The organism is Pseudomonas sp. H3_C08 (genome assembly GCF_054669455.1).
Genome location: NZ_CP162803.1, coordinates 4,454,362 through 4,474,825, shown reverse-complemented (window position 1 = coordinate 4,474,825; position 20,464 = coordinate 4,454,362). Strand labels below are relative to the sequence as shown.

Here is a 20,464-nt window from a genome sequence, read left to right as displayed (position 1 = left end):
GCGGGTGTGAAGATGCAAGTACCGCTGGGATCTTCAGCGTCTGGCCGGACCTCTTCGCGAGCAAGCTCGCTCCCACAGTGGATTTGTGTGCGCCGTAAATCCCTTGTGGGAGCGAGCTTGCTCGCGAAGGGGCCAGTGGCCACGACACAAATCCCGGCGATCTACACTTTACGGATGACGGTTGCGCACTAAACCCGCAAAATGCAACGATTCCGGCAATTATCGACGACGGTTTCACAAGAGCCGTCGCTAAAGCCATCGTTCCAATCAGACTGGGCCTGCTGACTCTATGCGAATGCGCCTTATGTTACTGGGCGGCGGAAATGCCCTTGGGCAGGCGCTGATTCGCCTCGGTGCAGAGGAAGACATCGGTTTCCTCGCCCCCCGCCCGCCCGAAAACGGCTGGGATGCCGCGAGCCTGACCCAATTGCTCGACGACACCCGTCCCGATGCATTGATCAATCTCGCCTACTATTTCGACTGGTTCCAGGCCGAAACCGTCAGCGAAAGCCGCATGGCCGGGCAGGAACGTGCGATCGAACGTCTGGCCGAACTGTGCCAGCACCACAACATCGTCCTCGTCCAGCCCTCCAGTTATCGGGTGTTCGACGGTTCGCGTGCCACGGCGTACAGCGAAAAAGACGAACCGGTGCCACTGGGTTTGCGCGGTCAGGCGTTGTGGCGAATTGAACAAAGTGTGCGCGCCACCTGCCCGCAACACGTTTTGCTACGATTTGGCTGGTTGCTCGATGACAGCCCGGACGGCACTCTGGGGCGCTTCCTCGCCCGCGCCGAACAACCGGAAGAGTTGCTGCTGGCCGATGACCGCCGTGGCAATCCGACCCCGGTCGACGATGCCGCGCGAGTGATCATTTCGGTGCTCAAACAACTCGATTGCGCCGCGCCGCTGTGGGGCACTTACCACTACGCCGGCCACGAAGCGACCACACCGCTGGCGCTGGGCCAGGCGATTCTGACCGAAGCGCGCAGCCTGCACGCCCTAGCGATCGAAGCACCAACCGCCCAGGCTCACGCCGCGCGACCGGACGCTGCCGAAGAGCCGCAACACGCGGTGCTGGCCTGCAAGAAAATTCTGCACACTTTCGGGATCAAACCGCGCGCCTGGCGCGCCGCACTCCCGGGCTTACTGGATAGGTTCTACCGTCATGGCTGAAGGGACTGTTTTAATCACCGGCGGAGCCGGATTCATTGGCTCGCACCTGACCGACGCCTTGCTTGCAAAGGGGCATTCGGTGCGCATTCTCGACGATCTGTCGACCGGCAAGCGCAGCAACCTGCCGCTGGATAACTCCAAGGTTGAGCTGATTGTCGGCGATGTCGCCGATGCGACGCTGGTGGCCAGAGCCATGCAAGGCTGCAGCGCAGTCGCTCACCTGGCGGCCGTGGCGTCGGTGCAGGCCTCGGTGGACGATCCGGTGAAAACTCACCAGAGCAACTTCATTGGCACGCTGAATGTCTGCGAAGAAATGCGTCTGGCCGGGGTCAAGCGCGTGTTGTATGCCTCCAGTGCGGCGGTGTACGGCAACAATGGCGAGGGCGAGTCGATTGATGAAGAAACGCCCAAAGCCCCATTGACGCCTTACGCTTCGGACAAGCTGGCGGGCGAACATTATTTCGATTTCTATCGCCGCCAGCATGGCCTGGAGCCGGTGATTTTCCGCTTCTTCAATATCTTCGGCCCACGTCAGGATCCGTCCTCGCCGTACTCCGGAGTGATCAGCATCTTCAGCGAACGCGCACAGAAAGGCTTGCCAATTACCGTGTTCGGTGACGGTGAGCAAACGCGCGATTTCCTCTATGTCGAAGACCTGGTCGATTTGCTGGTACAGGGCATCGAAAAACCTGAGGTGGAAGTCGGTCCGGTGAACGTTGGATGGAATCAGGCGATGAGCCTCAAGCAGATGCTTGAAGCCCTGCAAGCGGTGGTCGGTGAACTGCCGCCGATCAGCTATGGCCCGGCGCGTTCCGGTGATATCCGTCATTCCCGGGCGAATAACGCTCGTTTGCTGGAGCGCTTCAAGCTGCCGCAGCAGACGCCGATGAGCGTGGGTTTGGCGCGGTTGTTGGGGCGTGCCTGAAAAGAGCCCCTCATCGGAACGCCGCCCGCCTAACCCTCTCCCGGGGGGAGAGGGGACTGACCGAGGTGTTTGTGCGAGATACATCGACCTGAAATATCGAGTCGAACTCGAATTTGAAAAGCACCCAAATCGGCTCCCTTTCCCCCTCTCCCTGAGGGAGAGGGCTGGGGTGAGGGGGATAGATCTCAAACTCACCACGCATTCCAGGCAGACATGAAAAAGGCGCCCTTTGACAGGCGCCTTTTTCACGGCCGGAATATGTCGCTACTCCTGTGGCAAGGGGATGTTATCCCCCGATCAACTGCGTACGGTCGCCGTCAGTTCTATGCCTGCTCGCCACCAAGCCTCATTCACCACCACGTGAACGTTCGGTCAATCGACTTAGAACTTATAGCCCAAACCGACCATGTAGATGAACGGATCCACATCCACATTCACCCGTGCGCGAGTGCCCGGCGCAACGGCGTTGTTTTCGACGGTGGCGCGGGTGTCGATGTCGATGTAACGCACTTGGGCGTTGAGCATGATGTTGTCAGTCAGCATGTAGTCGGCACCGACCTGCCAGGCCAGACCCCAGGAGTTTTTCGCCTTGAAGTTGCTGAAACCGTTGGCACTGGCTTCGCTGCCGACGTGCTCGTCATAGATCCAGGTGTAGTTGATGCCACCGCCGACGTAAGGCTGGAACGGCGACTTCGAATCCAGCGGGTAGTACACAACGCTGAGAGTCGGCGGCAGGTGTTTCAGGGTGCCGAGCTTGCCGTTGGCCGCTGGCAGGGCAGTACCCTTGAGTTTGACGTCATGCTCGAACGGCGTGGCCGCGAGCAACTCGAGGCCGACGTGATCGGTAAGCATGTAAGCGAAGTTCAGACCCAATTGAGTGTCGCTGCTCATGGTCGCTTTGCCGCCCAGATTGGTGCCGCTCAACGGACCCTGATCGACCTTGACGCTGGAGCTGTCGGCCTTCGGGTTGACGGTGATCGCACCGGCGCGGATGAGGATGTCACCGGCTTCGTGGGCGTGGGCGAGCGGGGCTGCGAGCGCGAGGGCAAACAGCGAAGCGCTGAGCAAGGACTTGTTCATGGGGGCTCCGAAAGGACGTTAAAAATGTTCGATGTCCTATGGTACGAAGCCAACTGATACGGTCTTTTGACTCAGCTCAATGAAACAGTGAAGGGGCGGGTTTCTGTGGAACCTTTGAAGGCCCCTTCGCGAGCAAGCTCGCTCCCACATTGATCGAGTCGACCACAAAATTTATGGTCACCACCGAAACCTGTGGGAGCGAGCTTGCTCGCCAAGGGGTCATTACAACAGCACAAAATTACCGGGAATTACTCCGGCAGTTCATACACATAAATCTTGTCCGCATCCATCTGATACCCGGCATCCGCCAGTTCGCTGCTCGACGCCTTGACCTGCAACGGTCCCTCGACCCAGTACGGCTGATACAGCTCATCAAGCTTCACGCCCAACTCGCTTTTCACATGCACAATCTGGTTCGACGGCGGTGGCGGCACGTGGATGCAGGCGCCGAAATACGGCACCAGCAAAAAGTCCGTGGTGCGTCCTTCTTCATTGACTTCCAGCGGCACGATATAACCCGGCAAACGAATGTTCTGACCGTCGAGGGACTTCACCACCGGCGCGTTCGGCAGGTCCTGCTTGGCCGCTGGCGCGGACTCGGCGGACAGCGCATCGCTCATCTTCGACATGTCGTGCAGCGGGGTCATGTTCGGCACTTCCGGCGCGGCGTCCGGCGGAATCATTTCCGACCACGTCAGGTCTTTCGGCGCCGCTGCCCACACGGGCAGGGCGATCAACAACAGCAGCGCGAGTGCAGCGCGGGGCATGGTGAACATCCTCATAAACGGATCGACAGGCCATCGGCCAAGGATTGGCGATAAGCGCGCCAGGCCGGCACGCTGCCCATCAGCAGCGCGGCCGCCAGAATGCCACCGAGCAGCGTCCACTCATACTCGCTCGGCCACGCCAGCGGCAGATACAAACCGTAATTGGCCTGTACATAACCCTGCGCGGCGGCGATGCCGATGTACAACAACGCCACCCCGGCAATCACCCCGGTCAGCGCCAGTGCAAACGCCTCGAGCACCAGCAGACTCGCGATATGCCAAGGGCGCGCACCGACCGAACGAAGGATCGCCATCTCGCGACGCCGTTCGTTAAGGCTGGTGAGAATCGCCGTGAGCATGCCGATCAACCCGGTCAACACCACAAACAACGAGACCACGAACAGCGCTTTTTCAGCGGTGCTCATCAGGCTCCACAACTCCTGCAAGGCTACACCCGGCAGAATCGCCAGCATCGGCTCGCCACGGAATTCGTTGATCTCGCGTTGCAGGGCGAAGGTGGAAATCTTGCTGTTGAGGCCGAGCATGAATGCGGTGATCGCTTGCGGCGTCAGGTCCATGTTGCGCGCCTGATCCGCTGTGATCCGCCCATTGCCACGCGCCGGAACACCGTTGTGCCAGTCGATGTGAATCGCCTCCATGCCGCCGAGGCTGATGTGCAATGTGCGATCGACCGGGGTGCCGGTGCGCTTGAGAATGCCGACCACGGTGAACGGTTTGTCGTCGTGCTTGACCAGACTGATCGCGGCCACGCCGTGGGCCAGCACCAGTTTGTCACCGAGCTTGTAATGCAGCGCATCGGCCACTTCCGCACCGAGTACCACTTCAAAAGGATCGGTGGCAAACGCACGACCGTCCGCCAGTTGCAGATGCTGCTGGCGACCGTACTGGTAATGCTCGAAGTAGGCTTCGGTAGTGCCCATCACCCGGTAGCCACGATGGGAGTCGCCGAGGGACATCGGGATCGCCCACTTCACTTTCGGGTTGCTGGCGAAGTGTTCGAAGCTGTCCCAGCGGATGTTGTTGGTGGCGTTGCCGATGCGGAACACCGAGTACAGCAACAGGTTCACCGAGCCGGAACGGGCACCAACGATGAGGTCGGTGCCGCTGATAGTACTGGCGAAACTGGCTTTGGCCTCGGTGCGCACCCGCTCAACGGCGAGCAACAGACACACCGAGAGGGCGATGGCAAAAGCCGTGAGCAAAGCGGTGAAGCGGCGGTTGGCCAGGCTGGCCATGGCCAGACGAAACAGATACATCTCAGACCTCGGCAGACGTGGCGGCGCGATTGAGTTCGGCCAGGGATAGGTGACGGTCGAACAGCGGCGCCAGGCTCTGGTCGTGGCTGACGAACAGCAGACTCGATCCGGCCTCGCGGCATTCGGCGAACAGCAGGCGGATGAAGTTTTCCCGGGCGTCGTAATCCAGTGCCGAGGTCGGTTCGTCGGCGATCACCAGCTCAGGCTGACCGATCAAGGCACGCGCGGCAGCGACCCGTTGTTGCTGACCGATTGACAGTGAGTCAGCGCGACGGCTGAGGATGCTTTCATCCTTTAAGCCGAGGTGGGCGAGCAGGGTGGCGGCGGCTTGATCGACGCTGCCGTGGCGCTGTTTCGCCCGTTGCGCGCGCAGCTTGGAAAAGTGACACGGCAGTTCAACGTTCTCGCGTACCGAAAGAAACGGCAGCAGGTTGAACTGCTGGAAAATGTAGCCGGTGTGATCGACGCGGAAGGTGTCGCGAGCGCCGGCGGAGAGTTCGGTCAGCTCCTGGCCGAGCAAGCGAATGCTGCCGCGACCGGGTTTCTGCACGCCGCCGAGCAGACCGAGCAGGGTGGTCTTGCCGCTGCCGCTGGGGCCTTTGAGGAACAGGGTTTCGCCGGCTTCCAGACGAAACGCCGGAATGTCCAGCAGCGGCGGATGACCGGGCCAGTTGAAGCCCAGGTCGGACAGTTCGATGAGTGCTTGGGTCATGGCACCAGTTTCATGAGGTGAACACACAACCCCTGTGGGAGCGAGCCTGCTCGCGAAAGCGGCAGATCAGTCAATTCATAGGCGCCTGACGAATCGCATTCGCGAGCAAGCTCGCTCCCACAAGGGGATTCCGGTGAGGCTTAGAATTTCAGCGCGGCAGCCTTGGCCGTCACTTCGGTACCTTGCTGGCCGCTGGCGCTGATCAGTTGTACCTGAATTTTCTGCGTCGCCGGGAAGGTATTGAAGACATTAGTCAGGTCCAGCGTCTTCAACGCACCCGGTGTGGCGCAGTTGAATTGGTAATGCGCGTGGATTTCGCTGTGGTCGTGGTGATGCTCGTGACCGTCCTTGTCCGCTTCATCGTCGTCATGGTCATCGGCATCCGGCTTGTCGCCGAACAACGGGCTTTCCAGTTCCTGACTGACCACTTTGCAACCGGCAGCAGTGGGCAGGCTGAACAGGGTCAGCGGCTTTTCCAGTTGCGCACGGGCTGCAGCGACTTTGGCCTTGTCGGCGTCCGTGGTCGCAACGTGTTCGAAACCAACGAGGTTCATCGCCGGGCTTTCCAGCTCCAGCTCAAGGGTCTGGCCATCGAGCGCGGCATTCAGACGGCCAACACCATGTTCATGCGCACCGAGGCTGCCGTGTTCATGGTCGTGATCGTGCTCATCGGCAGCATGGGCGATGGCCAGCGGCAACAGGGCAAACGGCAAAGCGAGCAGCAGACGACGCATGACGGTCTCCGGGAAGTAAAGTGAAGAGTTTGTTATGTAATCTTATAACGAAAGTGCGCAGAGTTTGCCCGTGCGCTTGGCGTTGCACAAGTCCCGTGGGAGCATGCACGTCAGAAAAGTGCAGGAGCGAACTCAATGTTGCGGATACGCGGAACCGTCGGCGACGTGCCGGTGGATTTGACGGTGGAGCTGGATGACGGCGATTGGGCGAAGCTCGGTTCGGCACTGAATGGGCAGGCGCCGGTTGCTCAATCTGAGGCGGTCGCGTCCGCCCCGGCGGCGAAACCGCTGAATCAGGACGATGCCTTGTGGCAGTTGGCCAAGGATCTGTTGCGCAAGGCCGGGCAGCTCAGCGGTCCGGATCTGCTTGATCAACTGGAAGGGCTGACCGGCAGCGCGGTGGCGGGCAAACGCTTGTTGGTGCGCCTGCGCCACAGTGCGGACGTGAAAGTGGTGAGCGGCGGGGATACGCCGCTCTACAGCTGGATCGAGTGAACCGCAAAAGATCGCAGCCAGCGGCATCTCCTACAAGGGTGTACACGATCCCAATGTAGGAGCTGCCGCAGGCTGCGATCTTTTGATCTTAATAAAGCGCAGCAAACATTTTGCGGCGGTACATCGTCACCAACGGATGATCATTGCCCAGCAGCTCGAACACCTGCAGCAAGGTCTTGTGCGGCAGGCCTTCGGCATAGTTGCGGTTGCGGACGAACAGCTTGAGCAAAGCATCCAGCGCCGCTTCGTACTGCTGACGCGCCAGTTGCTGGATCGCCAGTTGATACACCGCTTCATCGTCCTGCGGATCTTTCGCCAGTCGCGCTTTCAGGTCGGCAGCATCCGGCAAGTCACGCGCCAGACCGAGGAACTTGATCTGTGCCTTGGCTCCGGCCAGTGCAGCCTTGTGCTCATCACTCTTGACCGCATCCAGCACGGTTTGCGCTTCGTCCAGTTCGCCGCGCTCGGTCAGGCAACGCGCGTAGAGGATCAGTGCCTTGGCGTTTGTGTTGTCCTCAGTGAGCATCACCACCAGCGCTGCCTCGGCGTCGGCGTAACGGCCGTCATCAAACAACGCCTGAGCCTGCTCGAACGGATCGGCTGCGGCCGGTGGTGGCATCTGCACGTGCGGCTCAAGCAGGGCGCGCACGGCGGATTCCGGTTGTGCACCGGCAAAGCCGTCGACCGGTTGGCCGTCCTTGAACAGCACCACGGTCGGCAGGCTGCGAATACCGAAGCGGGCGACGATGTCCTGCTCGATGTCGCAGTTGACCTTGGCCAGCAGCAACTCGCCCTGATAGCTCTCGGCAATGCCCTGCAGCATCGGCATCAACGCCTTGCATGGCGCACACCATTCGGCCCAGAAATCCACCAGCACCGGTTTGTTGAAAGAGGCCTCAATCACCGACTGGTCGAAATCGGCCGTCGTGGCGTCGAAGATGTATGGCGTTTGCTCACTCATGGGGGATCTCGTAGAAGCGTGAATGGGGCAACTATACGGCTTGGCGGGGGGTGGCCGGAAGGCAGAGATGTGTTGTCTGGCAGGACGCCTTCGCGAGCAGGCTCGCTCCCACAGGGAAACGCATTCCAAATGTGGGAGCGAGCCTGCTCGCGAAGCTTTTAGCTAGCGCCGCGCATGGTAGAGGCTGACATGTCTGAATTCTTCCGGCTCCGCCAGATCGGGCAAGGTCATCGCCTCAAGCATTTCAATGCGCTCATACAATGGATGCCTAAAATCCCGAACCCGCGAATCCGCCACCAGCGCTTCACGGCCACGACTTAAAAACGCATCGAGCAACGGCAAGTTCGCCCGGTCGTACAACACGTCCGCCACCAGAATCAGATCAAACCGATCCGCTTCGGCAAAGAAATCCGTCGAATAACTCATCTGTACATCATTCAGCTCGGCATTCGCCCGACACGCGGAAATCGCCAGCGGATCCAGATCGCACGCCACCACCTCCAGCGCCCCGGCCTTCACCGCCGCGATCCCGGCAATCCCGGAACCAGCGCCGAAATCCAGCACACGCTTGCCGCGCACCCACTCGGGAAACTCCGACAGATACCGCGCCACCGCCAGACCGCTGGCCCAGCAGAAACCCCAATACGGTGGCTCGTGCAGAATTCGCTGAATTTCTTCCTGGCTGAATTCGCGATCCATGTTGTCGCCATCGATCAGCCATAGCTGTAAATCAGTGTCCGGCAACGCACAGACCTTGAGTCTGGCGTCGCCGAGCAATTCACCTAACGCCTGTTGCAGGTCGAGCGGTGCAGTCATGGTGCTTTGACAAATTGCAGTTGGCCCAACGCCTGAGTGGTCGGCTGGCCGATAGTTTGCGACGGCAGATGCAGGATCAACTGACCGGACTGGCTGGCGCGACCGCGCAGCTCAACCCGCGCGCCGGCCGGGAACGCGTCCGGGTTGAAGCGCAGGCGGAACGGCAGGATCTGGTTGTTGCCGATCAGGCTGGAACTGGCGAGCAATTGTTGCGGGCGATCCTTTTCGTCGATCACCAGCAGCGCCAGTTCGACTTCGGCACCGGCCGGCACGCCTTGCAGGGTGCCGCTCAATTCCCGTTGATAAGCCGGCAGCGGGCCAAGTTCGGCAGCCTCTTTGGCTTTTTTCTGCGCTTGCTGCGGCGCAGGTCCCGGTGCTGGCGGCTGGGGCTTGGGTGCATCGCTGCCACAGGCCACCAGCAGGCTGAAAAGACTGAGCAAAACGAGCGGACGTAACGGCATTGGATGCTCCAGCAAAATGAAATCCATGGATCAAACGATCATGCCGTTCTGTATACCGCAAAGCCTATGGCTTGTCTTGCCACCGGGATGCGCTACCATGGCCCTCCCTTTTTTTGTTGCCAGCCACCATGCACTGTCCCTTCTGCGGTGCCAACGACACCAAGGTCATCGACTCGCGTCTGGTCGCCGAGGGCGAACAGGTGCGCCGCCGGCGTGAATGCCTGGCCTGCGGCGAGCGTTTCACGACGTTCGAGACGGCCGAACTGGTGTTGCCGCGCCTGATCAAAACCGACGGCAGCCGCCAACCGTTCGACGAAGAAAAACTCCGCGCCGGGATGCAACGCGCCCTGGAGAAACGTCCGGTGAGCGTCGAGCGCCTCGAATCCTCCCTGGTTCACATCAAGCACAAGCTGCGCGCCACCGGCGAGCGCGAGGTCAAATCCCTCGTGGTCGGCGAACTGGTGATGGCTGAGTTGCAAAAGCTTGATGAAGTCGCCTACATCCGCTTCGCCTCGGTGTACAAACGCTTCCAGGACCTTAACGAGTTCCGTGAAGAAATCGACCGCCTCGCCCGCGAACCGGTGAAAGAATGACCAGCGCCGGCGAGCAGGCCATCCTCGACGCTCACTTCATGGCTCGCGCGCTGGAACTGGCGCGCAAAGGTCATTACACCACCCATCCCAATCCTCGGGTCGGCTGCGTTGTGGTGCGTGATGGGCAGATCGTCGGCGAAGGCTGGCATGAGCGCGCCGGCGAACCGCACGCCGAAGTCCACGCCTTGCGCGCCGCCGGTGAATTGGCCCGGGGCGCGACCGCTTATGTGACGCTGGAACCGTGCAGCCACCATGGCCGCACGCCGCCGTGTGCCGAAGCGCTGGTGAATGCCGGGGTTGCCCGGGTGGTGGCAGCGATGCGCGATCCGAACCCGCAAGTCGCCGGACGTGGTCTGCAGCGCCTGGCCGATGCCGGCATTGCTACCGAAAGCGGCGTGCTCGAAGCCGAGGCGCGCCAGCTCAATCAAGGTTTTCTGAAACGCATGGAGCACGGCTTGCCGTACGTGCGGGTCAAGTTGGCTATGAGTCTCGATGGTCGGACAGCCATGGAAAGCGGCGAGAGCCAGTGGATCACCGGCCCGGCCGCACGTTCGGCCGTTCAGCGTTTGCGCGCTCAGGCCGCCGTGGTGCTGACCGGCGCCGACACCGTGCTGGCCGATGGCGCGCGTTTGACCGTGCGTGCCGACGAGTTGGGTCTGGATGCCGAGCAAACCGCGCTGGCCATGAGCCGACCACCGCTGCGCGTGCTGATCGACGGGCGCCTGCGGGTGCCGCTGGATGCGCCGTTCTTCAAGGCTGGCCCGGCATTGGTTGCCACCTGTGTCGCGATCGAAGAGCAATACGCGCATGGCCCCGAGTGCCTGATCGTGCCGGGTGATGACGGTCAGGTCGATCTGCATCAATTGCTGATCGAACTGGCCAAGCGAGGCACCAACGAAGTGCTGGTCGAGGCTGGCCCACGCTTGGCCGGTGCCTTTGCTCAGCTCGGTCTGGTCGACGAATTCGTGATCTTCATCGCCGGCAAGTTCCTCGGTTCTTCGGCGCGTCCGCTGCTGGACTGGCCGCTGGCTTATATGAAGGATGCGCCGGAGCTGAAAATCACTGAAATTCGCGCGGTGGGCGATGACTGGCGAGTCACTGCCATCCCTGTCCTTTCGGCGAGCGTATAATTCCCGGCCATCGCGTTAGCGCTGGCCCAGTTCTCAAGGAGAACCCCATGTTTACTGGCATCATCGAATCCATCGGCAGTATCCGCGCATTGACCCCAAAGGGCGGTGATGTGCGGGTCCACGTCGCCACCGGCAAGCTCGACCTGAGCGACGTCAAACTCGGCGACAGCATCGCGGTCAACGGCGTCTGCCTGACCGCTGTTGAGCTGCCGGGCGACGGCTTTGCCGCCGACGTCAGCCGTGAAACCCTCGACTGCACCGCCATGAACGACCTGAAAAGCGGCAGCCCGGTCAATCTGGAAAAAGCCCTGACCCCGACCACCCGTCTCGGCGGGCACCTGGTCAGCGGCCACGTCGACGGTGTCGGCGAAATCGTCTCGCGCAGCGACAATGCCCGCGCCGTGGAATTTCGCATTCGCGCGCCGAAGGAACTGGCCAAGTACATCGCCCATAAAGGCTCGATCACTGTCGACGGCACCAGCCTGACCGTGAACGCCGTCGATGGCGCCGAGTTCATGCTGACGATCATTCCGCACACCCTGAGTGAAACCATCATGGCGTCGTACAAGCCAGGTCGCCGGGTGAATCTGGAAGTTGACTTGCTGGCACGGTATCTGGAGCGTCTGCTCCTCGGCGACAAGGCCGCAGAGCCGAGCGCTGGTGGCATCACCGAAAGCTTTCTGGCCGCCAACGGCTACCTCAAATCCTGACTGAAGGGGGTGCCTTGTGGCGCTCAATAGCATCGAAGAACTGGTTGAAGACATCCGCCAAGGCAAGATGGTCATCCTCATGGATGACGAAGACCGCGAGAACGAAGGCGACCTGATCATGGCCGCCGAATGCTGCCAGGCCGAGCACATCAACTTTATGGCCAAACATGCCCGTGGTTTGATCTGCATGCCGATGAGCCGCGAGCGCTGCGAACTGTTGAAGCTGCCGCTGATGGCGCCGCGCAACGGTTCCGGTTTCGGCACCAAGTTCACCGTGTCGATCGAAGCCGCCGAAGGCGTAACCACTGGCATTTCCGCCGCCGACCGTGCGCGCACCGTGCAAGCGGCGGCCGCCAAAGACGCCAAGGCTGAAGACATCGTCAGCCCGGGCCACATTTTCCCGCTGATGGCCCAGGCCGGCGGCACCCTCGCTCGTGCCGGCCACACCGAAGCGGCTTGCGACCTCGCGCGCATGGCCGGTTTCGAGCCAAGTGGCGTGATCTGCGAAGTGATGAACGACGACGGCACCATGTCCCGTCGCGCTGAACTGGAAGCGTTCGCTGCTGAGCACAACATCAAGATCGGCACCATCGCCGACCTGATTCACTACCGGATGATCCACGAACGTACCGTTCAGCGGATTGCCGAGCAGCCACTGGACAGCGAACTGGGTCAATTCAACCTGGTGACCTATCGTGATTCGGTGGAAGGCGATGTGCACATGGCCCTTACGCTGGGCACTGTTTGCGCCGAAGAGCCGACCCTGGTTCGGGTGCACAACATGGATCCGCTGCGCGACCTGCTGATGGTCAAACAACCGGGCCGTTGGAGCCTGCGCGCCGCCATGGCTGCGGTCGCCGAGGCGGGCAGCGGTGTCGTGTTGTTGCTTGGTCACCCGCTCGATGGCGATGTGCTGCTGGCACATATCCGTGAAACGGGTGAGCAGGCAGCGCCGAAAAAACCGACCACTTACAGCATCGTCGGTGCCGGTTCGCAGATTCTGCGTGACCTCGGTGTGCGCAAAATGCGATTGATGTCTGCGCCAATGAAATTTAATGCGATATCCGGTTTCGATCTGGAAGTTGTAGAATACGTGCCCTCCGAATAATGACCGGTTGTTTCCGGTCTCCGATTCGCGGCAAATAAATCACTGAGGGACGCGTAGCAGACGCGTCCCGGCTCTTTAAGAGAACTGACGAATGACCCTGAAGACCATCGAAGGTACCTTCATCGCCCCCAAAGGCCGCTACGCTCTGGTAGTGGGCCGCTTCAACAGCTTCGTCGTTGAAAGCCTGGTCAGCGGTGCAGTTGATGCCCTGGTTCGCCACGGCGTGAGCGAAAGCGACATCACCATCATCCGCGCACCTGGCGCCTTCGAAATCCCGCTGGTTGCGCAGAAAGTCGCCCAGAAAGGTGAATTCGCAGCCATCATTGCCCTCGGCGCGGTCATTCGTGGCGGTACTCCGCACTTCGAATACGTGGCAGGCGAGTGCACCAAGGGCCTGGCCCAGGTGTCCATGGAGTTCGGCGTGCCGGTTGCCTTCGGCGTCCTGACCGTTGATTCCATCGAGCAAGCCATCGAACGTTCCGGCACCAAGGCCGGTAACAAAGGTGCCGAAGCTGCCCTGTCCGCTCTGGAAATGGTCAGCCTGCTGGCGCAGTTGGAGGCCAAGTGATTAGCGACGAAAGCGATCGTTTCAACCCGCGCGAGCCGCGTCCAACCGACGCCGGCAAGCCTTCGAAAAGTGAAAAGCGCCGCGCTGCCCGTCAGTTGGCGACTCAAGCGTTGTACCAGCGCCACATGGCCAGTACTTCGCTGAACGAAATCGAAGCGCAGTTCCGCGTCGATAACGATTTCACCTTCGCCGATGCCAGCTACTTTCACGACATCCTGCACGGTGTTCCGGCCAGTCTGACCGAGATCGACACTGCGCTGGCGCCGTGCCTGGACCTGACCATCGAAGAGCTCGACCCGGTTGAACTGTGCGTACTGCGCCTGTCGACCTGGGAACTGCTCAAGCGCGTCGACGTGCCGTACCGCGTGGTGATCAACGAAGGGATCGAACTGGCGAAAGTCTACGGTTCGACCGACGGCCACAAGTTCGTCAACGGCGTGCTCGACAAGCTGGCCCCGCGCCTGCGTGAAGCTGAAGTGAAGGCGTTCAAGCGCTGATCGGCGCTTGAACACTTTGTCTCAGCCATGGGCGAGTTTGAGCTGATCCGCAATTTCTTCGCCGCCGCGCCTTGTGCGCAGGGCGGCGAAGGCGTTGCGCTGGGGATCGGCGATGACTGCGCCTTGCTCGCTGTTCCTTCCGGGGAGCAGTTGGCGATTTCTACCGATACGCTGGTGGCCGGTGTGCATTTCGCCGACCCCTGCGATCCGTTTCTGCTCGGTCAGCGCTCGCTGGCCGTTGCGGTCAGCGATCTGGCCGCCATGGGCGCCACGCCCGTTGCCTTTACCCTTGCCCTGACTGTGCCGACGGTGACTGCTGATTGGCTGCAAGCCTATGCCCACGGTTTGAACCGTATGGCGCAGAGCTGCGGCGTTGCGCTGGTCGGCGGCGATACCACGCGCGGGCCGTTGAGTCTGACGGTGACCGTGTTTGGTCGCGTGCCTGCTGGTCAGGCATTGACCCGCAGTGGCGCGCAACCGGGCGACTTGCTCTGTGTCGGTGGCGAACTTGGTAATGCGGCCGGCGCCTTGCCGCTGGTGCTCGGTCAGCGTGACGCCGAAGCGAACGTCGCCCAACCGCTGCTCGATCATTACTGGTCACCACAACCGCAACTCGCCCTCGGCCAGGCCCTGCGTGGCAAAGCCACCTCGGCGCTGGACATCTCCGATGGATTACTCGCCGACTGCGGCCATATCGCGCTGGCCTCAAAGGTCCGACTTGAGATTGAACGCGAGCGCGTACCGCTGTCGGATGCATTAGTGGCGTTTCTCGGTCAGCGCGGCGCCGAGCGCGCTGCGCTGAGCGGTGGCGATGATTACGTGCTGGCGTTCACCCTGCCGTCCGTCGAATTGCCGGCGCTGCTGGCCAACGGCTGGCCGATCCATGTAATCGGTCGCGTGGCAGAAGGTCAGGGCGTGGTCCTGCTGGATCGCGAAGGGCACGACATCACCCCGCAAATCCGGGGTTATCAACATTTTCAGGAGACACCGTGACAGATCACCCGAAACAGGTTCCGGCCGAATTCGTTCCGCCGTCGGTCTGGCGCAATCCCTGGCATTTCCTCGCGTTCGGCTTCGGTTCCGGCACCTTGCCCAAGGCGCCGGGAACGTGGGGCTCGCTGGTTGCGCTACCCTTTATCCCGTTATGGCAGATGTTGCCCGACTGGGGTTACTGGCTGATGCTCGGGATCACCATGCTGTTCGGCTTCTGGCTGTGCGGCAAAGTCGCTGACGATCTGCGGGTACACGACCACGAAGGCATCGTCTGGGACGAAATGGTCGGGATGTGGATCACCCTGTGGCTGGTGCCGGAAGGCTGGTACTGGTTGCTCGCGGGTTTCCTCGTATTCCGTTTCTTCGACATTCTCAAGCCATGGCCGATCCGCTGGATCGACCGGCACGTGCATGGCGGCGTCGGCATCATGCTCGACGACGTGTTGGCCGGCGTGTTCGCCTGGCTGGCCATGCAGGGACTGGTTTGGATTTTCGCCTGAGTCCAAGGGATATCAGGGTCAAGTGAGGGGACTAGGGATGGCTCGACGCTGGTTGGCGCTAGTGGTTTTGGCTTTACTGAGCACCGTGGCCGGTGCGCAGGAAGCTGCGCCGACGACGGCAGTCATCCATCTGGCCAGCGAAGACTGGGAAGACTACACCGCCGCTGACGGCCATGGCCTGGGCTGGGACGTGCTGCGCAAAGTGTTCGAACCGGCCGGGGTCAAGCTGGACATTCGCAGCGTGCCTTACACCCGCTCGGTCGGGCTGGTGCAATTGAAGGAAGTCGACGCGCTGGTCGGTTCCTACCGCGACGAAGCCGAACAGGTCCTGTACCCGCACTGGAATTTCGATTCCGACCACATTTACGCATTAGGCCTGGCGAGTAATCCGGCGCCTACCGAAGCGACGCTGGGCAAGTATCGCCTGGCTTGGGTGCGCGGTTATCGCTACGAAAACTTCTTGCCGAATATCAAGCGCTACAACCAGATCGAGCGGCGTAGCGGGATCCTGTCGATGCTCAAGCAGGGGCGGGCGGATTACTACATCGATGCGCTGACCGAGATTGAAGCCGTGGTGAAAACCGCAGTCGATCCGGCGCAGTATCGCTATTCACACCTGGCCGAGCTGCCGCTGTTTCTCGGCTTTGCCGACACGCCACAGGCGCGAGCGCTGATGGCGCTGTATGACCAGCGTATGGAGCAGTTGGTGAAGAGCGGCGAGTTGAAGCCGATCTTCGAGAAGTGGAAGCAGCCGTATCCGTTCAACTCGAACTGACCACTTACCCCTGTGGGAGCGAGCCTGCTCGCGAAAGCGGTGGTTCAGCCAGCATTGGGGCGATGGACACGACGCCTTCGCGAGCAGGCTCGCTCCCACAGGGGATCGAGGCAACTCAGTTGTTATCAAACTTTTTGATCGTTATGCCCGATAATTCAGCCTAAGCGCCGGTAGGAACCTGCTGTTACAATGCCGGCCTGCGAATTTTCAGACTCTTTAGATCAGGAGCACACCGGTGCCTGTCGTCTTTGTCGCCGCTTCCAAGCTGCCAACGCCTTTTGCGCAATTCACCATGCACGGTTTTCTCGATGAAGCCACCGGCCGCGAGCACGTCGTGCTGAGCCTGGGTGAAATTGCCGACGGTGCCCCGGTACTCGGCCGGTTGCACTCCGAATGCCTGACCGGCGATGCCTTGTTCAGCCAGCGTTGCGACTGCGGTTCGCAACTGGAAGGCGCGCTTAAAGCCATCGCCCGTGAAGGTCGTGGTGTGTTGCTGTACCTGCGTCAGGAAGGTCGTGGCATCGGCTTGTTGAACAAGATCCGTGCCTACGAATTACAGGATGGCGGCGCCGACACCGTTGAAGCCAACGAGCGTCTGGGCTTTGCCGCTGATCAGCGTGACTACGCCATGTGCCTGCCGATGCTCGAGCATCTGGGCGTGAAATCCCTGCGCCTGATGACCAACAACCCGCGCAAGGTCAAAGCCTTGACCGATATGGGCATTACTGTCGCCGAGCGCGTGCCGCTACACACCGGTCACAACCCCCACAACAAACTGTATCTGGCGACCAAGGCCAGCAAGCTCGACCACATGATGGGCAACGAGCATCAGGGCGAGGTCGATCGCGCGTGACGCGGGGTCAGGTGCGGCGCCGGTTATCGGTCGATTGGTGGAAATACCTCGCACTGGCGTTGGTGCCGCTGTTCGTACTCAACGCGTTGTTCGGTCAGGGCGAAGGCATTCTTCCTGTGCTGGCGATGCCGTTCTTTATTGCCGGCGTGGCATCGATGTTTGTCAGCCTGAAATTTTTTGGCCGTTATAAACATGCGCTGATCGCCACGCAAAAAGCCCTCGATACCCCGGATGAACCGGCCGCGTGGATTGCGCTTGCAGCTCGTCGTCGTGCGGCTTTTCTCGTGGCAGCCTTGCCGGCGTGGATCGGCGCACTGGCGGTGTTTGTCGGTCTTGAAGCCGTACCGTTGATGCTGTTGGCGTTGTCCACGGCGGTGCTGTTTTATCTCTACCGTATCCCGCGTCAACTCGGCTGATGCGCCGCCTCTGGCTGGCGGTTCTGCTGCTGGTCGTCTCGACTCCGGTGCTGGCGGGCCTGCGGGTGGTCAGCCTCGCGCCGTCCCTTTCTGAAATTGTCGTTGAGCTGGATTCGGCAGATCTGTTGGTCGGTGTGCTTGATGCCGGTGAGCGGCCAGCGGCGATTGCCAGCATTCCTTCTGTCGGCCGCTATGGTCAGCTCGATATGGAGCAGTTGCTGAGCCTCAAACCTGACTTGTTGTTGCTGTGGCCCGGCAGTGTCGGCCCGGCGCAGCGTGATCAACTGAAGCGCCTGGGCATCCCGACCTTCGTCGCCGAACCGCATTCTTTAGAACAACTCACCACCCAGATTGAAGCCATTGCCGTGCAATTGGGGCGACCGGAGCGTGGGGTGAAACGGGCGGCGGCGTTGCGCCAACGACTCGTGGAGTTGCGCCAGCGCTATCGCCGGGAAGTGCCGTTGCGGGTCTTCTATCAGGTCTGGGACAAACCGCTGTACACCGTCGGTGGTGGGCAGATTATCAGCGATGCGCTTGAGGTGTGCGGGGCGCGCAATGTGTTCGCCGACCTGAGTCTGCCGGCGCCGCAGGTGAGTATTGAGGCAGTGTTGCAGCGCGACCCTGAAGTGATTCTGGCGAGTGATCAGGCGCAACTGAATGCGTGGAAAGCCTGGCCACAGGTGGCGGCGGTGAAGCAGGAAAAATTACTGTTGGTCACCGACAAAGGTCTCGAACGCCCAAGTGGCCAAATGATCAGCGCTACCGCCAAACTCTGCCAATTGATCGCGCCTGACCGCTGAAATTGCGGTGACTTCTTCGCGAGCAGGCTCGCTCCCACAGGAGGATTGCATTCCAAATGTGGGAGCGAGCCTGCTCGCGAAGGGGTCAGTCAAATCACCGAAGATTCAAATCAAAGCTGGGGAGTCCAAGTCACCCCAAACATCCACACCCGACCTTCCTCGCGATAACCGTACTGGCTGCCGTCATAGCTGTAATTCGCCCGGCTGTAACCTTTGTCGAAAACATTATCGACCTTCAGATCCAGCTTGATCTCGCGGTTCAACGCCCAACTGCTGCGCAAGCCGAACAACGCATAACCACCCAGCGGGTTTTCATTTTTCAGGTCGTCATAACTGCTGCTGACCGCCTGCCAACTGGCACCGAGGCTGACTTGATCAAATTGTCGATCCAGATCCCAACTCAACGTGCGCCGCGCACGCCGGGCCAGGGTGTGGCCAGTATCACGGTCGCGCGGATCAATGATCGATACGCCAAGGTTGCTCTGCCAGTCGAACAGTTCCTGCTTCAGTGCCGCTTCAAAACCGTTGATCCGCGCCGACGCGACGTTCTCCGGGCGTGAATTGCTGCCGAAGATGATCGCGTCTTCCAGGTCCGTACGGTAAATCGACGCCTCGAGACGGCTGCTGTCGCTCAACTGGCTGCGCCACTGCAACTCATAGCTTTTCGAGGTTTCCGGTTTCAAATCCGGGTTGCTGAAGTCGGGGTAGTACAGATCGTTGAAAGTCGGCGCACGAAAGCCTTCGCTATAGCTCAGCAACAGGTCGTTGTCCGGGTTCAGCGGCAATGTGAACGTGCCGCTCCAGGTGTTCTGGCTGCCGAATTGCTGGTTGTCGTCGTGACGCAGACCCAGTTCCGTGGAGAAGCTGTCGGCCTGATAGCGATGCTGGATGAATGCGGCGCGGTTCCAGCGGCTGTCTTCGTCGAATGCGGTGCTGCTGTTGACCCGGTCTTCGTACCAGTCGCCGCCGAGAATCAGGCTGTTGCGTGCGTCCAGCGTCAGATCGTTCTGCCAGTTCACCGAGTCGCGGTAGGTGTTGAACACCGTGCGTTCGTCGCTGAGCTTGTCGAGGCTCTTCTCGCGGTTCTCGGTATGGCCGAATTCGATCCGGGTTTTCCAGGTTTCGTTGACCCGAGCATCGACGTAACTGCTGACACTGCTGACGTTGAAATCGCTGTAGGGCTGCTGTTGGACCGATTCGAAGGTGTTCATGTCGAAGCGGCCGAACGGGTTGTCGAACTCGTTCTTGCCGCGGTTATCCAGCAGATTGGCGCCGACTTCGATGTCATCGCTCAGCGCATGGCTGAGGCTCAGGCTAACGGACTCATTGCGGTAGGCGTCGTGATCGGCATCGCTTGGGTACGACTGGTGAGTACGGTCACCTCCGTCGGTTTCATCAAGGCTGGCACCGAGATTGAAGCGGGTTTTCTCGTCGCCCCCGGACAAGCCGAGGCTGCGTTCCCACGTTTGGTTGCTGCCGAAACCGACGTGCATCCGTGGCTGCAAACCTTGCTCAGTGCCGCGCCGGGTGAAGATCTGAATCACCCCGCCAATCGCATCGCTGCCGTAAATCACCGAACGCGAACCGCGCAGTACTTCCACCCGCTCGATCTGCTCGATGTTCAGATGCTGCAGGTTGCTGTCACCGGAAGTGGAGCTGCCGATACGCTGGCCGTCGACCAGCACCAGACTCTGCGCCGACTGCGTACCGCGAATGTAAATGCCCGGCAGACTGCCACGTCCGCCGGCCTGCGCCACTTGCACACCAGGGACGCGACGCAGCAGGTCCGGCACGTCACTCGGCTGCAGGCGGTCGATGTCTTCGCGGGTGAACACCGTGTTGGCGGCGCTGCTGTCGTTGCGGGCTTCGACCTGGCGGTTGGCGGAGATCAGCATGTCGGGCAGCTTCAGGGCTTGCTCACGTTCGAAGGTGTCGGCGAGGGCGTTGGCGGCTGGCAGCAGGAGGAAGGGCAGGGCGAGGCGCGAGAGGTTCATCGGTGGTCCGTTGACGCGTAGGGCGAATTCAATTTTGAAAGTTCATAAACCACTGTGGGAGCGAGCTTGCTCGCGAATGCGGTGGGTCAGTCATGAGTGAGTCGACTGACAGTCCGCATTCGCGA

At 60.8% G+C, this 20,464-nt stretch carries 24 protein-coding genes; 15 read left to right on the top strand and 9 right to left on the bottom strand.

Annotated features, from left to right (window positions below):
- Positions 1 to 289 precede the first annotated feature (289 nt).
- Together AB4N74_RS20450 and AB4N74_RS20445 are read left to right on the top strand one after the other, a co-directional pair.
- Entirely contained in the window at positions 290 to 1,174 is an 885-nt protein-coding gene (locus tag AB4N74_RS20450) for a sugar nucleotide-binding protein (protein WP_049802170.1), read from the top strand.
- On the top strand, positions 1,167 to 2,099 hold the full coding sequence (locus AB4N74_RS20445) for an NAD-dependent epimerase/dehydratase family protein (RefSeq protein WP_257356298.1): 933 nt from the start codon (positions 1,167 to 1,169) through the stop codon (positions 2,097 to 2,099). The genes AB4N74_RS20450 and AB4N74_RS20445 overlap by 8 nt, the downstream gene beginning before the upstream one ends.
- Positions 2,100 to 2,480: 381 nt before the next feature.
- On the opposite strand, the gene AB4N74_RS20440 is transcribed toward AB4N74_RS20445, so the two are convergent.
- The 5 genes from AB4N74_RS20440 to AB4N74_RS20420 all read right to left on the bottom strand — a co-directional run bounded on the left by AB4N74_RS20440 (position 2,481) and on the right by AB4N74_RS20420 (position 6,669).
- The gene (locus tag AB4N74_RS20440; RefSeq protein ID WP_007910962.1) at positions 2,481 to 3,179 is read right to left on the bottom strand and encodes an OmpW/AlkL family protein; all 699 of its coding nucleotides are present in this window, start codon (positions 3,177 to 3,179) and stop codon (positions 2,481 to 2,483) included.
- A gap of 248 nt (positions 3,180 to 3,427) precedes the next feature.
- Positions 3,428 to 3,946 (bottom strand): DUF3299 domain-containing protein, encoded by a 519-nt coding sequence (locus AB4N74_RS20435; RefSeq protein WP_093434953.1) that lies wholly within the window; start codon positions 3,944 to 3,946, stop codon positions 3,428 to 3,430.
- 11 nt (positions 3,947 to 3,957) lie between these two features.
- Positions 3,958 to 5,223 (bottom strand): ABC transporter permease, encoded by a 1,266-nt coding sequence (locus AB4N74_RS20430; protein WP_093434459.1) that lies wholly within the window; start codon positions 5,221 to 5,223, stop codon positions 3,958 to 3,960.
- 1 nt (position 5,224) lies between these two features.
- Positions 5,225 to 5,935, bottom strand: coding sequence for an ABC transporter ATP-binding protein (locus tag AB4N74_RS20425; protein WP_016984101.1), 711 nt, complete (start codon positions 5,933 to 5,935; stop codon positions 5,225 to 5,227).
- Positions 5,936 to 6,075: 140 nt separating this feature from the next.
- A complete protein-coding gene (locus AB4N74_RS20420) occupies positions 6,076 to 6,669 on the bottom strand; it encodes a DUF2796 domain-containing protein (RefSeq protein WP_093434462.1) in 594 nt (197 codons plus the stop codon).
- A 135-nt stretch (positions 6,670 to 6,804) separates the two neighbouring features.
- Between AB4N74_RS20420 and AB4N74_RS20415 the strand changes: the two genes are divergently transcribed.
- Positions 6,805 to 7,164: a hypothetical protein gene (locus tag AB4N74_RS20415; RefSeq protein ID WP_099757297.1), complete on the top strand. Its 360-nt coding sequence runs from the start codon at positions 6,805 to 6,807 to the stop codon at positions 7,162 to 7,164.
- Positions 7,165 to 7,252: 88 nt separating this feature from the next.
- Here the strand turns inward: AB4N74_RS20415 and trxA are convergent, their stop codons facing one another.
- The 3 genes from trxA to AB4N74_RS20400 all read right to left on the bottom strand — a co-directional run bounded on the left by trxA (position 7,253) and on the right by AB4N74_RS20400 (position 9,402).
- Positions 7,253 to 8,125, bottom strand: coding sequence for a thioredoxin (trxA, locus tag AB4N74_RS20410; RefSeq protein WP_093434468.1), 873 nt, complete (start codon positions 8,123 to 8,125; stop codon positions 7,253 to 7,255).
- A gap of 162 nt (positions 8,126 to 8,287) precedes the next feature.
- Positions 8,288 to 8,941, bottom strand: a complete 654-nt coding sequence (locus AB4N74_RS20405; protein ID WP_093434471.1) for a class I SAM-dependent methyltransferase — start codon at positions 8,939 to 8,941, stop codon at positions 8,288 to 8,290.
- Positions 8,938 to 9,402: a YbaY family lipoprotein gene (locus AB4N74_RS20400; protein ID WP_093434474.1), complete on the bottom strand. Its 465-nt coding sequence runs from the start codon at positions 9,400 to 9,402 to the stop codon at positions 8,938 to 8,940. Before AB4N74_RS20400 ends, AB4N74_RS20405 begins: the two co-directional genes overlap by 4 nt.
- Positions 9,403 to 9,530: 128 nt before the next feature.
- Here AB4N74_RS20400 and nrdR point away from each other — a divergent pair, with 128 nt between their 5' ends.
- The 12 genes from nrdR (at position 9,531) to AB4N74_RS20340 (ending at position 18,345) form a co-directional block, all read left to right on the top strand.
- Entirely contained in the window at positions 9,531 to 9,995 is a 465-nt protein-coding gene (gene nrdR / locus AB4N74_RS20395) for a transcriptional regulator NrdR (RefSeq protein WP_007910946.1), read from the top strand.
- Positions 9,992 to 11,125 carry a bifunctional diaminohydroxyphosphoribosylaminopyrimidine deaminase/5-amino-6-(5-phosphoribosylamino)uracil reductase RibD gene (gene ribD, locus AB4N74_RS20390; protein ID WP_099757295.1) on the top strand — a complete coding sequence of 378 codons (1,134 nt, stop codon included), beginning with the start codon at positions 9,992 to 9,994 and terminating at the stop codon, positions 11,123 to 11,125. Before nrdR ends, ribD begins: the two co-directional genes overlap by 4 nt.
- Before the next feature lie 47 nt (positions 11,126 to 11,172).
- Complete coding sequence (locus AB4N74_RS20385) at positions 11,173 to 11,835, top strand: riboflavin synthase (protein WP_093434480.1); 663 nt, start codon at positions 11,173 to 11,175, stop codon at positions 11,833 to 11,835.
- A gap of 16 nt (positions 11,836 to 11,851) precedes the next feature.
- Positions 11,852 to 12,943 carry a bifunctional 3,4-dihydroxy-2-butanone-4-phosphate synthase/GTP cyclohydrolase II gene (gene ribBA, locus AB4N74_RS20380; RefSeq protein ID WP_039761895.1) on the top strand — a complete coding sequence of 364 codons (1,092 nt, stop codon included), beginning with the start codon at positions 11,852 to 11,854 and terminating at the stop codon, positions 12,941 to 12,943.
- Positions 12,944 to 13,034: 91 nt separating this feature from the next.
- Positions 13,035 to 13,511 (top strand): 6,7-dimethyl-8-ribityllumazine synthase, encoded by a 477-nt coding sequence (ribH, locus tag AB4N74_RS20375; RefSeq protein ID WP_003228649.1) that lies wholly within the window; start codon positions 13,035 to 13,037, stop codon positions 13,509 to 13,511.
- Complete coding sequence (gene nusB, locus AB4N74_RS20370; protein WP_034153728.1) at positions 13,508 to 14,008, top strand: transcription antitermination factor NusB; 501 nt, start codon at positions 13,508 to 13,510, stop codon at positions 14,006 to 14,008. Before ribH ends, nusB begins: the two co-directional genes overlap by 4 nt.
- 27 nt (positions 14,009 to 14,035) lie before the next feature.
- Positions 14,036 to 15,001, top strand: coding sequence for a thiamine-phosphate kinase (gene thiL, locus AB4N74_RS20365; protein WP_099757294.1), 966 nt, complete (start codon positions 14,036 to 14,038; stop codon positions 14,999 to 15,001).
- Positions 14,998 to 15,501: a phosphatidylglycerophosphatase A family protein gene (locus AB4N74_RS20360; RefSeq protein WP_007910933.1), complete on the top strand. Its 504-nt coding sequence runs from the start codon at positions 14,998 to 15,000 to the stop codon at positions 15,499 to 15,501. Before thiL ends, AB4N74_RS20360 begins: the two co-directional genes overlap by 4 nt.
- Positions 15,502 to 15,538: 37 nt before the next feature.
- Positions 15,539 to 16,276 (top strand): substrate-binding periplasmic protein, encoded by a 738-nt coding sequence (locus AB4N74_RS20355; protein ID WP_460097057.1) that lies wholly within the window; start codon positions 15,539 to 15,541, stop codon positions 16,274 to 16,276.
- Positions 16,277 to 16,511: 235 nt separating this feature from the next.
- On the top strand, positions 16,512 to 17,129 hold the full coding sequence (gene ribA / locus AB4N74_RS20350) for a GTP cyclohydrolase II (protein WP_016984117.1): 618 nt from the start codon (positions 16,512 to 16,514) through the stop codon (positions 17,127 to 17,129).
- Positions 17,126 to 17,545, top strand: coding sequence for a hypothetical protein (locus tag AB4N74_RS20345; RefSeq protein ID WP_016984118.1), 420 nt, complete (start codon positions 17,126 to 17,128; stop codon positions 17,543 to 17,545). The genes ribA and AB4N74_RS20345 overlap by 4 nt, the downstream gene beginning before the upstream one ends.
- Positions 17,545 to 18,345: a cobalamin-binding protein gene (locus AB4N74_RS20340; RefSeq protein WP_460097054.1), complete on the top strand. Its 801-nt coding sequence runs from the start codon at positions 17,545 to 17,547 to the stop codon at positions 18,343 to 18,345. The genes AB4N74_RS20345 and AB4N74_RS20340 overlap by 1 nt, the downstream gene beginning before the upstream one ends.
- Positions 18,346 to 18,455: 110 nt before the next feature.
- On the opposite strand, the gene AB4N74_RS20335 is transcribed toward AB4N74_RS20340, so the two are convergent.
- The gene (locus AB4N74_RS20335; protein WP_099757291.1) at positions 18,456 to 20,339 is read right to left on the bottom strand and encodes a TonB-dependent receptor domain-containing protein; all 1,884 of its coding nucleotides are present in this window, start codon (positions 20,337 to 20,339) and stop codon (positions 18,456 to 18,458) included.
- Between the last annotated feature and the right edge of the window lie 125 nt (positions 20,340 to 20,464).